Raw genomic sequence first — 15,235 nt, 5'->3', positions numbered from 1 at the left:
CCGGACTGCGGCTCGATAGACCTCCGCCTTGGGCGGAGGAGCGAAGCGGGGGAGCGCAGGGAGGGAAGAACGAGACCTCCAGGGCCGCGAACCCGCCCGGAACGAATCGGAGGGCACATTGAACACAGCGCACGAGGAATCGAACACAGCGCACGAGGAACTCATCGCACTCGCCGACCGGTACTGGGACGCCATGCTGGAGTCCGCGCCCAGTGAGGCAACCCTGTTGGGGGACAGGCGGTTCGACGATCGTATCGAGGATCTGTCGGTCGCGGCGGAGGAACGACTGCTGGGTACCTGGCGGGGGCTACTGGCCGAGGTGGATGCGCTGGATCCGGCGCGGCTGGGTGACGAGGACCGGACCACGCGGAGCCTGTTGCGCACCGAATTGGCTTCGGCGGTCTCGCATCTGGAGTGGCGGCCCGTCGAGATGGCCTCGGATCAGATGACCGGCGTGCACGCCGGGATGCTGACCATGGCTCCCCTGGTGAACGCGCCCGAACCGGAAAACGCGCAGCGGCTGGTGCAGCGCTACCGGCAGTTCGGCACCCTGATGAACCAGGCCGTAGAGCGCTTCCGGGCGGGACTCGCGGCCGGGCGCACGCCTGCGCACATCACCATCGAACGCTCGCTCAACCAGCTGGACGGCTACCTGGCCTCCGATCTCGCCGACGACCCGTTCGTCACCCTGGCCGGCCCGTCGGGCTGGGATGGCGAAACCGACTGGCGCGCAGAGCTGACCGAGGTCGCGCGGGAGGTCATCCGGCCCGCCTTCGCCGCCTACCGGGCGGTGCTCGCCACCGAGCTCGAACCCGCTTCGCGCCCCGATGACAAGCCCGGCCTCTGCTGGCTCGGTGACGACGGCGCGGACATCTACCGCCGCCTGCTGCGCCACCACACCACGCTGGCCGACCTGGGCGCGGACGAGATCCACCAGCTCGGCCTGGACGAATTGGCCCGCCTGCGCACCGAATACGAGGAGGTGGGCGGCCGGCTGTTCGGCCTCGACGACCAGACCGCCATTTTCGCCCGGCTGCGCGAGGATTCGGCGCTGCGCTACGGCGACGGTGCGGAGATCATGGCCGACGCCCGGGCGTGTCTGGCCGCCGCCCAGGCGGAGATGGGCAACTGGTTCGGCCGGCTCCCACGCCAGTCCTGCGACATCCTGCCCGTCCCCGACTTCCTGGCCGCGGATGCGCCCGCGGCCTACTACTTCACGCCCGCGGCCGACGGCTCCCGCCCCGGCGCCTACTACGTGAACCTGCGGGAACCCAAGAGCCGCAACCGCTATGAGACCGCCGCGGTCGCCTACCATGAGGCCATCCCCGGCCATCACCTGCAGCTCACCATCGCCAACGAGCTGGACCATCTGCCGCGCTTCCAGCGCATGTCCTTCTCCAATACGGCCTTCGTCGAAGGCTGGGCGCTCTACACCGAGCGCCTCGCCGACGAAATGGGCCTGTACCCCGACGATCTCACCCGCATCGGCATGCTCGCCGCCGATTCCTGGCGCTCCTGCCGCCTGGTCGTGGACACCGGCCTGCACGCCAAGGGGTGGACCCGTCAGCAGGCCGTCGACTTCATGTCCGCCAATGCCCCCGTCGGGGTCGAGGAAATCCGGGTGGAGATCGACCGCTACATCGCCATGCCCGGCCAGGCGGTCGCCTACAAGGTCGGCCAGCTGGAGATCCGCCGCCAGCGCGCCCTGGTCACCGACCGCCTCGGATCCGCCTTCGACATCAAGGCTTTCCACGACACGGTGCTCGGCTCCGGCTCGGTCAGCCTCCCGGTTCTGCGCGATCTGGCCGACTCCCTCTGACACTCCGGGGCGGGCGGCCGGTGGGCGTGGCTCACCGGCCGCCCGCCCGTTGACCGATCGATCAGTGGCAGATCTTGTCCGCGACATCGGCCGGTACGCCGATCTCGGTGCAGTGCAGGGCACTGCCGAGGTCCACCGGCTTCCAGCCGCCGTCGGCCGCCACGTAGTGGAACAGGACCTGCGCCCGGTTGACCGTGTTGTTGTGGGTTCCGCTGTGGGCCATCGCCCAATCGCCCGAGCAGTCGATCCGATCCTCGAGTTCGACCGGCTGCGCCAATCGCGACTCGATGTCGGTGCCGCGCAACGCCTGGAGCAGAACGGATTTGGTGACCGGGCACACCGGCGCGGTGCCCGCGGAACTCGGATCGGTCACCGCGGCCGGGAAGTCACGATCCGGGGTGACGGTGTGATCGTCGGCGCCCAGGGTGAGCGTGACGGTGACCGGCCCGCCCGAGGGACAGCAGCTGGCGTCCTGACCGGCGAGCCACCGGTACTGGACCTGGACACTGCGATCGGACGAGCCGACCACCTGGGTGTAGGAGGTCGACTTCTTGGTCGCGGTGCCCAGGTAGCCCGCGTGGTTGAACAGCATCACGTGCCACGGTGAGCTGGCCGTGCCGTGCGGAGTCCCGGCGAGCACCCACAGCAGGGCGGGGCAGGAGCCGACGGAGGCATCGGTGCCGCTGTCCGCGTAGAACCCGTCACCGCCGACACCGGAGCCGAGTCTGCCCAGCGCGGCGGTGACCACCGCCGACTTCAGATCGACGCACTTGCCGTTTCCGGCGGTGGCGGGAGCGCCGTCACCGGCGGGTTGCGTGGCGCCCGGCGACTGCTGCGGGGCCGGAGACTGAACAGTTCCCGGTGCGGTCGCGGTGGCGGAGCTCGGCACCGACGCCCCGCTGGTCGCCGGCGTCGAGCCGCCGTCCTGACATGCCGTCGCCAGGGCCACCGCGGCGACCGCCGCGATGATGCCAACGATTCTCTTCATGAAAAGTCCCTCCCACTCGGTACTACCGAGCACGTCGAGTCCCGGACGCAGATCGTTGCGCCCCTGATTTCATGGGCACGCCGGCTCGCTGTCGGCACGACCGCCTGCCGGCCGGTGCGAGCCTTCGTGTTTCGTGTCCCGCACGAGTCGGCGCAAGCGCGCCGGGAATAGCCGCCCGGACGGCGTGTTCGACTGTGGTGGTGAGTTGTGTTGAGGGAAGGGGCTGCCGGTGACGGCTACGGATGTGACGTCGTCGATCGGGTTGCGGTCGGAGCGGGGCCCGATTCTCGCGGCGATCATGTTGTCGACGTCGCTGGTGGCGTTGGACTCGACGATCATTGCCACCGCGGTGCTGACGATCACCGATCAGCTCGGTGGGTTCGCGCAGTTCCCTTGGCTTTTCAGCATCTACCTGCTGGCGCAGGCGGTGACGGTGCCGATCTACGGGAAGCTCGCCGACATGGTGGGGCGGAAACCGGTGATGCTGTTCGGGATCGGGGCCTTCGCGGTGGGATCGCTGCTGTGCGGGCTGGCGACCAGCATGCCCGCGCTGATCGCGTTCCGGGCGGTGCAGGGCATCGGGGCGGGCGCGGTCAGCCCGATCTCGATGACCATCGCGGGCGACATCTACACGGTGCCGGAGCGGGCCAAGGTGCAGGCGTATCTGGCCAGTGTGTGGGCGACCTCGTCGGTGCTGGGGCCGCTACTGGGCGGCGTGTTCTCCGAGTACATCAGCTGGCGGTGGATCTTCCTGATCAACCTGCCGCTGGCGGCGCTGGCGGCCTGGATGATCCTGCGGAACTTCACCGAAAGTGCTCCGCGGCAGAGCCATCGGATCGACTACCTCGGCGCCGGACTGCTCACCGTCGGGGCCGGGGCGCTGATCCTGGCGCTGCTCGAGGGCGGACAGGCGTGGGCCTGGAACTCACCCGCGAGCCTGGTGCTCTTCGCGGGCGGCGGGGTGATGCTGGCGGCGTTCGGGCTGGTCGAGCGGCAGGCCGCGAATCCGATTCTGCCGCTGTGGGTTTTCACCCGGCGCATCGTCGTGGCCAGCAGCCTGGCCTCGCTGCTGGTCGGCGCGATCCTGCTGGGCCTCACCTCGTACGTGCCGACCTTCGCGCAGGGTGTGCTGGGCAGCGGGGCGCTGATCGCGGGTCTCACCGTCGGCGCGCTCACGCTGGGCTGGCCGGTCTCGGCGTCACAGGCGGGAAAGGTGTACCTGCGCATAGGTTTCCGGGCGACGGCTCTGATCGGCAGCCTGTTCGCCGTGGTAGGCGCGGCGTCGCTGCTGGTGGTGGACGCGCGGTCGAGCCTGTGGCAGTTGGCGATCGGCTGTTTCATCGTCGGCATGGGGATGGGCCTGGTGGCCAGCCCGACCCTGATCGCCGCCCAGGCGAGCGCCGAATGGTCGGAGCGGGGCGTGGTCACCGCCACCAATATGTTCGCCCGCTCGCTGGGTAGCGCGGTCGGCGTGGCGGTCTTCGGAGCGCTGGTCAATGCCCGCCTCGGGAATGCCGGCCGGCCGGCCGCATCGGACCTCGCGCCGGCGGTGCACCTGGTGTTCCTCGGCGTGGCCGCCATGGCGGTGGTCCTCATCGGTGCCGCGGCCGTCATGCCACGGCGAAGCGCGGGCGACTCGGAAATCCATTCGGCGTGAACACGATCGACATGTGATTTGCGGAATCGCAGAATAGCGCCGGGCTCAGTTAATTCCGCAAAAAGGCCGCCGACCGTGCCGAATGGAATGCTTCGGCAATGATCTAGCACACTGTAGGTGTGGTTGAGGTCGAGGACGTATTGGGCCGGTTACGGCGGTATCCGGATGTCGAAGCGGTGAATCTGTATGCGGTCGATGCCGCCGACCGCCTCATGCTGGATGTCGCCGCGGATTCGCTGGCCACCGCCGGGTACGGGCGGGTGGCCGTGATCGACGACGGTTACGGGGCGTTGACGCTCGGGGCCATCGCCGCGCACGACCTACACGGGGTCCGGGTGCATCAGGATTTGCTCACCGGTGAATTGGCACTCGCCAACAATGCCCGAATTGTCGGTCTGGCCGATCGCTTTTCGACCCGAGAATTGGGCGCGGGGTTGCTCTCCGATGTCCGCGTCGTGCTGTGGCGGCTGCCGCGTGCGCTGTCCGGCCTGGCCGAAACCGCCGAGGCCATCGCGCGCTGGGCCGCACCCGATGTCGAGGTCTTCGCCGGCGGCCGCGACAAATACCTGACCCCCGCCATGAACGAGGTACTGGCCGAATCCTTCGGCTCGGTGCGCGCCACCCGAGGCCGCCAGAAATCCCGCATCCTGCTCGCCGCCGAGCCCAAAACCATTGGCGAGCCCCGTTTTCCGATCCGCAACCGGCTCGACGAGCAGGGCCTGGAGGTGGTGGCCCACGGTGCCGCCTTCTCCGGCCCGCGTCTGGACATCGGCACCCGCTTCCTGCTCGACCACCTGAAGCGGATGAAGCCCGATGCCCGCGATGCCATCGATCTGGGTTGCGGCACCGGCATTCTCGCGGTCGCGCTCGCCAAGGCCCGCCCCGGCATCCGGGTGACGGCGACCGACCAGTCCGCGGCCGCGGTGGCCTCGACCCGCGCCACCGCCGCCGCCAACGGCGTTGCCGACCGCGTCACCGTGCTGCAGGACGACGCCATGTCCAGCGCCCCCGACAACAGCGCTGACCTGGTGCTGTGCAACCCGCCCTTCCACGTCGGCGCGGCCGTGCACACCGGCTCGGCCATCAAGATGTTCCAGCAGACCGGACGCGTGCTGCGCCCCGGAGGCGAGCTGTGGACGGTCTACAACACCCACCTCAACTACCGGGGCGTCATGGAGCGCATGGTCGGCAGAACCGATGTGATGGGCCGCAATCGCAAGTTCACCGTGACCCGCTCGGTGCGTCCCTTGTGACCCGCTGGGATCCGCCCACCGTGACCCGCTGGCTACCCGGCCTGCACGACGTCGAACAATAGGGCGCATGGGACGAATCGATCTTCGAATCTTCACCGAACCCCAGCAGGGCGCGTCCTACGACACGCTGCGCACCGTCGCCAAGACCGCGGAGGACCTCGGCTACGACGCCTTCTTCCGGTCCGACCACTACCTGAAGATGGGCGACGCCGACGGTCTCCCGGGCCCCACCGACGCCTGGATCACCCTCGCGGGCCTGGCCCGCGAGACCCGCCGCATCCGGCTGGGCACCCTGGTCACCTCGGCCACCTTCCGTCACCCGGGCGTGCTCGCCATCGAGGTGGCCCAGGTCGACGCCATGTCCGGTGGCCGCGTCGAATTCGGCTTCGGCGCGGGCTGGTTCGAGGCCGAGCACGCCGCCTACGGCATTCCGTTCCCGGCCCGGAGGTTCCCGCGCTTCGAGGAGCAGCTGGCCGTCGTCACCGGCCTGTGGTCGACGCCGGTCGGCGAGACCTTCTCCTTCGCCGGCGAGCACTACACGCTCACCGATTCCCCGGCGCTGCCCAAGCCCGTGCAGCCGCGGATCCCGGTCATCATCGGCGGCATGGGCGCCGAGCGCACCCCGCGCCTGGCCGCGCGGTACGCGACCGAGTTCAACGCGCCGTTCCAGTCGGCCGAGGCCAGTGCCGAGCAGTTCGAGCGAGTCCGCCTGGCCGCCAAGGACACCGGCCGTGATCCGCACGACATCACCTTCTCCAACGCGCTGGTCGCCTGTGTCGGCGCGAGCGATGCCGAGGTGGCGCGGCGCGCGGCCGCCATCGGGCGCGAGGTGGACGAGCTGAAGGCCAACGGCCTGGCGGGCAGCCCGGACGAGGTGGTCGAGAAGATCGGCCGCTATGCCGAGATCGCCGGTACCAGCCGCGTTTACCTGCAGATTCTGGATCTGTCCGATCTGGATCACCTGGAGCTCATTGCAACTCGCGTGATGACCCAGCTGGGCTGAGACCGGCTTCCGGGGCGGCCGGACCACGGCTTACCGGGCGGCGCATTCGGTAAAGCTAAGGTAAAGTCCGGTTCGTCCGATCCGTGGGGGTTCGGGAACTCCGGGCCCCCACAGCGCGTTGGACGAGTAGCTTCAATGGCCACGACCGACGTGAGCCGCGACTCCAGAAAGGGACGCACGGAAATGCGCTCCACATCCAACCCGGTCTTCCGGAACTTGCAGCCGCAGCAGGGCGGCTACGCCGGCTTCGGCTCGGCGCCTGGAGCCGGACAGTTCCCCAACAACCCGTACGGTCAGCAGCCGCAGTACCCGGGCTACCAGCAGCCCTACCAGCCGGCCGTACCGACCACCCGCCCGATGACCATCGACGATGTGGTGCAGAAGACCGGCATCACCCTCGGCGTGGTCACCCTGACGGCGATCCTGTCCTACGCGCTCACCTCGGCCAACCACGGCCTGGCCGTGCTGTTCCTCGCGGTCGGCGGCCTCGGCGGCTTCGCGCTCGCCATGATCATGACCTTCGGCCGCAAGCAGGACAACCCGGCGCTGGTGCTCAGCTACGCGGCGCTGGAAGGCCTGCTGCTGGGCTCGTTCTCGTTCCTGTTCACCAATGTGCAATTCGGTGGCGTCGGCGGATCCGGCCTGATCGCGCAGGCGGTGCTGGGCACCTTCGGCGTCTTCTTCGGCATGCTGGTGGTCTACAAGACCGGTGCGATCCGCGTCACCCCGCGCTTCACCCGCATGGTCGTCGGCGCCATGATCGGCATCTTGGTGCTCATGCTCGGCAACCTGGTCGCCGGCTTCTTCACCGCCGACGGCTTCGGCCTGCGCTCGGGTGGCACCCTCTCGATCGTGTTCTCCCTGGTGGTCATCGGTGTCGCGGCCTTCAGCTTCCTGCTGGACTTCGATGCCGCCGACCAGCTCATCCGGGCCCAGGCTCCGGAGAAGGCGGCCTGGGGCGTGGCGTTCGGCCTGACCGTCACCCTGATCTGGCTGTACCTCGAAATCCTGCGCCTGCTCAGCTACTTCCAGGACAGGTAGTCCGGGAAGGGCTGACGCACAGCTGAATACATGAGTGGGCGGGCATCGGAATCCGGTGCCCGCCCACTGCTGTGTAGCCGGCCCGAGAGCATTCAGTCGTTGGTCACCACCTCCTTCAGGACGTCGGTGGCGACGTGATTCTCGCCGCAGTCCGCGGCCAGGACCCCGACGCTGGAGCAGTTGCGCAGGCGCAGCGGCAGGATCTCCTGGTAGGCGGCCGACTCGTACCAGTCGGTCACGGCCTGATAGTCGGGGAACTCGATGACGATGACGATCGCACTGGCCGGGCCCTCGATCACTCGCTGCGTGCCGCCGTGCACGATGAACTTCCCGCCGTAGGGCGCCAGCGTGCCGTCGATGCGCTCCAGGTATTCCACGATCTCGGCATTGATGTCGACGTCCCACAGATTGGCGATGGCGTAGGCGGGCATTTCAGGCTCCTCGGTCGGATTGCTTTGCTGCCCTTGATATTTCCGCCTGCCGGGAACGAAGTCGATTACCCGCCAGGTAAAGCCGACTCCTGAGGGGTGTGGGGCGCACCCCGACCTTCCCCGAAAAGTTTGGGCCGCCCGACCGTAAGGTCGGGCGGCCCAACTAATGCCGTAGCTCGGCTGCGGGTATCTCGTGCCTCAGCTCAGGCGCTCGATGATCATCGCCATACCCTGGCCGCCACCGACACACATGGTCTCCAGACCGAACTGCTTGTCGTGGGTCTGCAGGTTGTTGATGAGGGTCGCGGTGATGCGGGCACCGGTCATACCGAACGGGTGGCCGAGGGCGATGGCGCCACCGGAGACGTTCAGCTTGTCCAGGTCCATGTTCAGCTCACGGGCGGAGCCGAGCACCTGCACGGCGAAGGCCTCGTTGATCTCGTACAGGTCGAGGTCGCCGATGCTCATGCCCGCGTTCTTCAGGGTGTTGCGGACCGCCTGGATCGGGCCGAGGCCCATGATCTCCGGGGACAGGCCGGAGACGCCGGTGGCCACGATGCGGGCCAGCGGGGTCAGGCCCAGCGCCTTGGCCTTGGTGTCGGACATGACGACCAGCGCGGCCGCGCCATCGTTCAGCGGGCAGGCGTTACCGGCGGTGATGGTGCCGTTCTCGCGGAAGACCGGCTTCAGCTGCGAGATCTTCTCGTAGGTGGTGCCGGCGCGCGGGCCGTCGTCGGTGGTGACGATGGTGCCGTCGGGCAGGGTCACCGGGGTGATCTCCCGCTCGAAGAAGCCGGACTTGATGGCCTCCTCGGCGCGGTTCTGCGAGCGCACGCCCCAGTGGTCCTGGTCCTCGCGGGAGATGCCGGTGTAGGTGGCGACGTTCTCCGCGGTCTGGCCCATGGCGATGTAGACGTCCGGGAGGATGTCGTTCTCGCGCGGGTCGGTCCAGGTGGCGTTGGACTCGGCGGTCGCCTTGGTGCGGGTCTCCGCGTCGGCGAACAGCGGGTTGTGCGAGTCCGGCCAGCCGTCGGCGGTGCCCTTCGGGAAGCGCGAAACGGTCTCGACACCGGCGGAGATGAAGACCTCGCCCTCGCCGGCCTTGATGGCGTGGAAGGCCATCCGGGTGGTCTGCAGCGACGACGAGCAGTAGCGGTTGACGGTGACGCCCGGCAGGGAGTCGTAGCCCAGCTGCACGGCCACGGCGCGCGCCATGTTGAAACCGGCCTCACCGGCGGGCTGGCCGCAGCCCAGGTGCAGGTCGTCGATGTCGGAGACGGCGAGCGAGGGCACCTTGTCGAGGGCGGCGCGCACCATCTGCGCGGCGAGGTCGTCCGGTCGCATGCTCACCAGAGAACCCTTGCCAGCGCGGCCGATGGGCGAGCGGGCGTACGAAACGATGACGGCCTCAGCCATGAGGACTCCTTTTTTGCTGGGGTGATCCTCTTCGAATTTACGACGGGTGTGTTCCGGCTCAAACATCCGGTATGCCCGTATCCCAACTACTGAACTGTGGGATATCGCTCACTCTCGCAGCTCTCGTACCGCGCTGCCTGCCGGCAGCGCGGCACGGAAAGGGCGAAAGACGGGGCACCACAGCGATGAAGTCGAGTTACCCGGGCAGGTCGGAAGGGCTATGTCTGTCGGACGGGTGGGTCGGACGGGGATGGCCGGCAAGTCGATGAAGGTGGGTCACCCGGGGACGTCGAAGGCGCTGTGCGCTGGGATGTTCGGCATGTCGGTGAAGACGGTGACGATGATGTGCCCCGGCCCGGTGTCCTGGAACAGGGCGTAGTGCTCGCTGCCGTAGAAGCCGGCCAGCACGGGAACTCGATATTCGCCGGCCGCGCCGGTGTCCATGTTCCGCCACGCGACGGTGGCCACCGTGATGCACTGCGGGGCGAAGCTGTACTCGCCCGGATCGAACCCGGCGACCGGCAGCGCCTGGATGCTGATGATCGCCCGGCCCGGCCACTGCGGGCCGGTGTCGGCCCAGGATCGGATATTGCCACCACAGATCAACGCATCGTGATAAACGCTCGGGACCTGCGGGAATTCCACGGTTGCGGCCTCCGCGGGCGCGGCCGCGACGATCATGGTCGCGAGGCCGGAGGCGGCGAGCAGGGAGGCGGCGGGCACGCTCGTCGGCATCCTCATAGGGGCGATCGTAGTTCGCGGCGCCGTGATATCTCCGACGTGCGCGTGGGCGCGGATCTCCTTTCTGCAACGATAAGAGGTATGCGCATCGCTAACCATGTCGTCGATCTGATCGGAAACACCCCGCTCGTTCGGTTGAACTCCGTGGTGGGTCCGAACTCGGGACTGGTGGCGGCGAAGGTGGAATACCTGAATCCGGGCGGCAGCTCGAAGGACCGCATCGCCGTCAAGATGATCGACGCTGCAGAGAAGGCCGGCTTGCTGAAGCCGGGCGGCACGATCGTCGAACCGACCTCCGGCAATACCGGTGTGGGCCTCGCCCTCGTCGCGCAGCAGCGCGGCTACAAGTGCGTGTTCGTCTGCCCGGACAAGGTCAGTGAGGACAAGCGGAACGTGCTGCGCGCCTACGGCGCCGAGGTCGTGGTCTGCCCGACCGCGGTCGCGCCGGAGGACCCGGACAGCTACTACAACGTCTCCGACCGCCTGGTGCGTGAGATCCCGGGCGCGTGGAAGCCTGACCAGTACTCCAACCCGGGCGGCCCGGAATCGCACTACGAGACCACCGGCCCGGAGATCTGGCGCGACACCGAGGGCAAGATCACTCACTTCGTGGCGGGCGTCGGCACCGGCGGCACCATCACCGGCACCGGCCGCTACCTGAAGGAGATCTCCGGCGGCAAGGTCAAGATCGTCGGCGCGGACCCGGAGGGCTCGGTCTACTCCGGCGGCACCGGCCGCCCCTACCTGGTCGAGGGTGTCGGCGAGGACTTCTGGCCCACCGCCTACGACCCGGCCATCCCGGACGAGATCATCGCGGTCTCCGACGCCGACTCCTTCGAGATGACCCGTCGCCTGGCCCGCGAGGAGGGCCTGCTGGTCGGCGGCTCCTGCGGTATGGCGGTGGTGGCGGCGCTCAAGGTCGCCGAGCGCGATCCGGACGCCGTCGTGGTCGTGCTGCTGCCGGACGGCGGCCGCGGCTACCTGTCCAAGATCTTCAACGACCAGTGGATGAGCTCCTACGGCTTCCTGCGCACCCGCCTCGACGGTGCGGACACCGAGGTGCACGTGGGAGACGTGCTGCGCGGCAAGTCCGGCGAGCTGCCCGACCTGGTGCACACCCACCCGCAGGAGACGCTGCGCGACGCCATCGAGATCCTGCGCGAGTACGGCGTCTCGCAGATGCCGGTGGTCGGTGCGGAGCCGCCGGTGATGGCGGGCGAGGTCGCGGGTTCGGTCACCGAGCGCGACCTGCTGTCGGCCGTCTTCGAGGGCCGCGCCAAGCTCACCGACCCGGTCGCCAAGCACATGAGCCCGGCCTTCCCGCTCATCGGCGCGGGCGAGCCGGTCGCGGCGGCCACCAAGCTGCTGGAGTCCACCGACGCCCTCATGGTCGTCGAGGACGGCAAGCCGGTCGGCGTGATCACCCGGCACGACCTGCTCGGTTTCCTCAGCACCGGCGCCCTCTCCTAGGACGCAGCCGAGTTTTGCCGCCCGCCGGAACCACAGCTGGTTCCGGCGGGCGGACTGCTTTCCGAGATAACCGCTACCTCATCTCGCGAATCCGACGGTACGGAACCACCACAGCGACGCCAGTGTCCAGGCCAGCACGAAGCTGGTGAAGACCAGGGCGCCGAGGATCGGCAACAGCCAGCCCGGTGTCCGCTTCAGCCGCAGCGTCAGCATTTTCGAGGCGAAGGCGCCGTAGAACACCACGCCCGCGACGGAGTGCGCCATGACCCGGCCTGTGACGCCCCGGCCGAACTGGAAGCCGAAACTGTAGAGGCAGTAGAAGGCCACCGGCAGGCTCAGCAGGAAGGCCAGCACGCCGCACAGCCGGTGGTAGATGTGCACCGATCTCGGCGCGTGGAAGCGGTAGATCCAGACGGCGGTCAGCAATTGGCCGCCGATCAGCACCAGCACCACGCTGCTCAGGTACGCCTTGAAGATCTGCGGCGCGGAGAAGCCCCAGGTGGGCAAGGGCTGGGTGCCGGGCCAGTAGTGGGTGCCGGCCATCCCGAGCGCGATCGCGACCGCGGCGCCGGCCAGCAGCACCGGCACCGCGATCAGGTTGCGCCGAGACGCGGTGAAAACGTCTGTCAGCAAGGACATCTCGCCTCTGTGATCGGTGTTCTCAGAAGGGGGCCTCGGAGATACCTCTGCGGGTTACAGCCGGCAGGTGCGTCGCTCGCGGCGCCGCCGCGCTATGCCGCGTTGCGTCGCCTTTATATTGCGTGAAAGCTGTGACGACTGTGATTCTTGTTAACCAATGTGGATTTGCTGAGCTGTTACTTTCGGAATGTGAAACGCCGATGAACGCCCAGAAATCAGGCAAATATCGGTATATCGCGATCTCGGAACGATATTTTTCTGTGATCCGAAACACTTTGGGTTTCGAATTGAATGACCAGGTCAACGCTTGTATTAATGCAGGTCCCAGGGTCGCCGAGCGGGCTGATTCACCTTCTGTTCACTTTTGCTTCAGACTGTGTTCACAACACGCAATCAAGCTGTGACCTTGTCGGAAACAGACCGCAAGTCTGAATGGCGCAAGGAGATGTGAACACACATGCGGAACGTGATCACTACATCGGTGCGATGAGGCACCGCGGCCGGAAGGTCGCAAAGGTCTCCACTGCACTCCGCGGAGTGTGCCAATTTTATTGACCCATACCGGGTTTCACAACAGCATCCACAACAGCCCGAGGTACGCAGACGGGGGTCGCGAGACGCCCACATGATCCTGCGCTGCCTTCTTCAGGCCCGCGAGCCCGAAACCGAACAGGAATCCAAATTCGCCATGCCCACGAATGTTATGACTGCTCTCAGTGACCCTGCTAGACGTAGCAAGGTAGTTGCCGCCGCTCGGACGGCCGGCGCCGCTGCCCTCGCTCTGGGAGTCTTCGGCTCCATCATCACCGCCGCCGGCGCCGCCGCCAGCGGAGATGTCCAGCCGGCCGCGTTGAAGGCCTCCCTGGCCGTCGCCGCGCCTGCCGCCGCTCCGGCCAAGGAACAGCCCGCTCCCGCCCCCGCCCCCGTGGCCGCCGTCGCGGCTCCGGCCCCGGCGCCCATGCCGGCCCCCGCGCCCGCTCCCGAGCCGGCTCCGGCTCCCGCGCCGCCCGCCCCCGTCTACGACGACAACCTGGACGGCTGGATCCGCCACGCGCTGGACATCATGGCTCAGCACGGCATCCCGGGTAGCTACGACGGCATTTACCGCAACATCATTCGCGAGTCCAGTGGCAACCCGCAGGCGATCAACCTGTACGACTCCAACGCGGCCATGGGCATCCCGTCCAAGGGCCTGCTCCAGGTGATCGACCCGACCTTCAACGCGTACCACGTCGACGGCACCGTCTTCGACGTCTGGGACCCGGTCGCCAACATCGTGGCTGCCTGCAACTACGCGGCGCACCGCTACGGCTCGATGGACAACGTCTTCAGCGCCTACTGATCCGGTCCGACGACGCACCGGACGACACTGCGATGGCCTGCCCGATGAGGGCGGGCCATCGTTGTCATCTCGGTCCACGGTGCCTGTCCCCGGAGACTTGATGGCGGTCATACCGCCTTTTGGCCAATCTCAGGCATCTGATTTGGCAACTATTTCGCAAACGAGCGAACTCGACGATCGACCAGGCGTATAACGACCCCGAAGAGCAGTTCCGGCACACGGCCGGAACGGATAGCGAAGGGACGGGGTCATGCACACCTCGAGTTCGGCTATCGATATCCAGATCGGACAGGGGCTCTCGAACGCGTGGAGTTCCATCGCCACGTGGGTGCCCAAATTCGTCGGGTTCCTGGTCATTCTGTTCATCGGCTGGCTCGTGGCCAAACTTGTGGCCAAGCTGGTGACCCGGATCCTGAACCGAGTCGGGTTCGATCGGCTGGTGGAACGCGGCGGCATCAAGGACATGCTGGCCCGCGGCAGTTACGACGCCACCGGCATCATCGCCAAGCTGGCGTACTACGCGATTCTGTTGATCACGCTGCAACTCGGCTTCGGCGTCTTCGGCCCGAACCCGGTGAGCACCATGCTCAACGGCATCGTGGCCTGGCTACCCCGGCTGGCGGTCGCCATCGTCATCGTCTGTATCGCGGGCGCGATCGCGCGCGTCGTGCAGGACATGGTGTCGAATATGCTGAGCGGTCTGGACTACGGCCGCACGCTGGGACGCATTGCGGCAGTGTTCATCTGGGGCATCGGCATCATCGCGGCCCTCAATCAGATCGGGGTGGGAACGTCGGTCACCATGCCGATTCTCATCACGGTGCTGGCGACGATCGGCGGCATCCTCATCGTCGGTCTCGGCGGTGGCCTGATCCGTCCCATGCAGGAGCGGTGGGCGGGCTGGCTCGACACCATCGAGGGCGAAATGCCCGAGGTGAAGGGGCATGCGCAGGCCTATCAGCGGGGCCGTGAGGATGCGGCCCGCCAGCGGCAGGCGCAGGAGGCGGCCATGTGGGCGCAGCGCTCGGCCACCCGTCCCATGATGGCGGGGCAGGGCATGGGCCAGATGCCTCCGGGCAAATGGGCAGAGCCTGAGCGCGGCCAGATGGGTTACGGGCAAACGGGATACGGCCAACAGGGTGGCTACGGACCGGGAGGCGGTGGCCAGATGCCGCCGCAGCCGGGTCAGATGCCGCCCCAGCCGGGTCAGATGCCACCGCAGCAGTCCGGGCAGATGCCGCAGCAGCCTGGGCAAATGCCGCCCCCATCCGGTCAGATGCCTACACAACCCGGCCAGATGCCGCCGCCCGGACAGCCGATGCCGCCCGGACAGCCCCCGCGTTCCAGCGGGCAGATGCCCCGGCCCGGCAGTCAGGACCAGGGCGATCGCGACGACATGGGCTGATCCCGTGCCGCCCGAAACCGAGCAGCCCCA

13 protein-coding genes are annotated in these 15,235 nt (G+C 67.7%); 8 read left to right on the top strand and 5 right to left on the bottom strand.

Features of this window, described 5'->3' with window-relative positions; translation table 11 throughout:
• Positions 1 to 118: 118 nt before the first annotated feature.
• Positions 119 to 1,819, top strand: coding sequence for a DUF885 domain-containing protein (locus ACQP1O_RS37395; protein ID WP_433563033.1), 1,701 nt, complete (start codon positions 119 to 121; stop codon positions 1,817 to 1,819).
• A 61-nt stretch (positions 1,820 to 1,880) separates the two neighbouring features.
• On the opposite strand, the gene ACQP1O_RS37390 is transcribed toward ACQP1O_RS37395, so the two are convergent.
• On the bottom strand, positions 1,881 to 2,807 hold the full coding sequence (locus ACQP1O_RS37390; protein WP_433563032.1) for an LppP/LprE family lipoprotein: 927 nt from the start codon (positions 2,805 to 2,807) through the stop codon (positions 1,881 to 1,883).
• A 229-nt stretch (positions 2,808 to 3,036) separates the two neighbouring features.
• Here ACQP1O_RS37390 and ACQP1O_RS37385 point away from each other — a divergent pair, with 229 nt between their 5' ends.
• The 4 genes from ACQP1O_RS37385 to ACQP1O_RS37370 all read left to right on the top strand — a co-directional run bounded on the left by ACQP1O_RS37385 (position 3,037) and on the right by ACQP1O_RS37370 (position 7,761).
• Positions 3,037 to 4,464: an MDR family MFS transporter gene (locus ACQP1O_RS37385; RefSeq protein WP_433563031.1), complete on the top strand. Its 1,428-nt coding sequence runs from the start codon at positions 3,037 to 3,039 to the stop codon at positions 4,462 to 4,464.
• A 119-nt stretch (positions 4,465 to 4,583) separates the two neighbouring features.
• The gene (locus ACQP1O_RS37380; RefSeq protein ID WP_433563030.1) at positions 4,584 to 5,717 is read left to right on the top strand and encodes a class I SAM-dependent methyltransferase; all 1,134 of its coding nucleotides are present in this window, start codon (positions 4,584 to 4,586) and stop codon (positions 5,715 to 5,717) included.
• A 76-nt stretch (positions 5,718 to 5,793) separates the two neighbouring features.
• Positions 5,794 to 6,720: an LLM class F420-dependent oxidoreductase gene (locus tag ACQP1O_RS37375; protein WP_433567922.1), complete on the top strand. Its 927-nt coding sequence runs from the start codon at positions 5,794 to 5,796 to the stop codon at positions 6,718 to 6,720.
• 183 nt (positions 6,721 to 6,903) lie between these two features.
• Positions 6,904 to 7,761, top strand: a complete 858-nt coding sequence (locus tag ACQP1O_RS37370) for a Bax inhibitor-1/YccA family protein (RefSeq protein ID WP_433563029.1) — start codon at positions 6,904 to 6,906, stop codon at positions 7,759 to 7,761.
• Positions 7,762 to 7,853: 92 nt separating this feature from the next.
• Here the strand turns inward: ACQP1O_RS37370 and ACQP1O_RS37365 are convergent, their stop codons facing one another.
• From ACQP1O_RS37365 to ACQP1O_RS37355, 3 genes are all read right to left on the bottom strand, one after another.
• Entirely contained in the window at positions 7,854 to 8,192 is a 339-nt protein-coding gene (locus ACQP1O_RS37365) for a DUF1330 domain-containing protein (protein ID WP_354833352.1), read from the bottom strand.
• A 198-nt stretch (positions 8,193 to 8,390) separates the two neighbouring features.
• Positions 8,391 to 9,608, bottom strand: coding sequence for an acetyl-CoA C-acetyltransferase (locus ACQP1O_RS37360; RefSeq protein ID WP_433563028.1), 1,218 nt, complete (start codon positions 9,606 to 9,608; stop codon positions 8,391 to 8,393).
• 276 nt (positions 9,609 to 9,884) lie between these two features.
• A complete protein-coding gene (locus tag ACQP1O_RS37355; RefSeq protein ID WP_433563027.1) occupies positions 9,885 to 10,349 on the bottom strand; it encodes a hypothetical protein in 465 nt (154 codons plus the stop codon).
• Between the two features lie 81 nt (positions 10,350 to 10,430).
• On the opposite strand from ACQP1O_RS37355, the gene ACQP1O_RS37350 reads away from it, so the two are divergent.
• On the top strand, positions 10,431 to 11,819 hold the full coding sequence (locus ACQP1O_RS37350) for a cystathionine beta-synthase (protein WP_354833358.1): 1,389 nt from the start codon (positions 10,431 to 10,433) through the stop codon (positions 11,817 to 11,819).
• A 78-nt stretch (positions 11,820 to 11,897) separates the two neighbouring features.
• On the opposite strand, the gene ACQP1O_RS37345 is transcribed toward ACQP1O_RS37350, so the two are convergent.
• Entirely contained in the window at positions 11,898 to 12,458 is a 561-nt protein-coding gene (locus tag ACQP1O_RS37345; RefSeq protein WP_379380117.1) for a DUF6529 family protein, read from the bottom strand.
• 703 nt (positions 12,459 to 13,161) lie between these two features.
• On the opposite strand from ACQP1O_RS37345, the gene ACQP1O_RS37340 reads away from it, so the two are divergent.
• Complete coding sequence (locus ACQP1O_RS37340; protein ID WP_433563026.1) at positions 13,162 to 13,800, top strand: transglycosylase SLT domain-containing protein; 639 nt, start codon at positions 13,162 to 13,164, stop codon at positions 13,798 to 13,800.
• A 250-nt stretch (positions 13,801 to 14,050) separates the two neighbouring features.
• Positions 14,051 to 15,205 carry a mechanosensitive ion channel family protein gene (locus ACQP1O_RS37335; protein ID WP_433563025.1) on the top strand — a complete coding sequence of 385 codons (1,155 nt, stop codon included), beginning with the start codon at positions 14,051 to 14,053 and terminating at the stop codon, positions 15,203 to 15,205.
• The last annotated feature ends 30 nt before the right edge of the window (positions 15,206 to 15,235 follow it).

It is taken from the genome of Nocardia sp. CA-151230 (assembly GCF_050942175.1).
Lineage (GTDB): Bacteria > Actinomycetota > Actinomycetes > Mycobacteriales > Mycobacteriaceae > Nocardia.
Note: the sequence above shows the minus strand (reverse complement) of the source record. Positions and strands in the feature narration are given on the sequence as shown.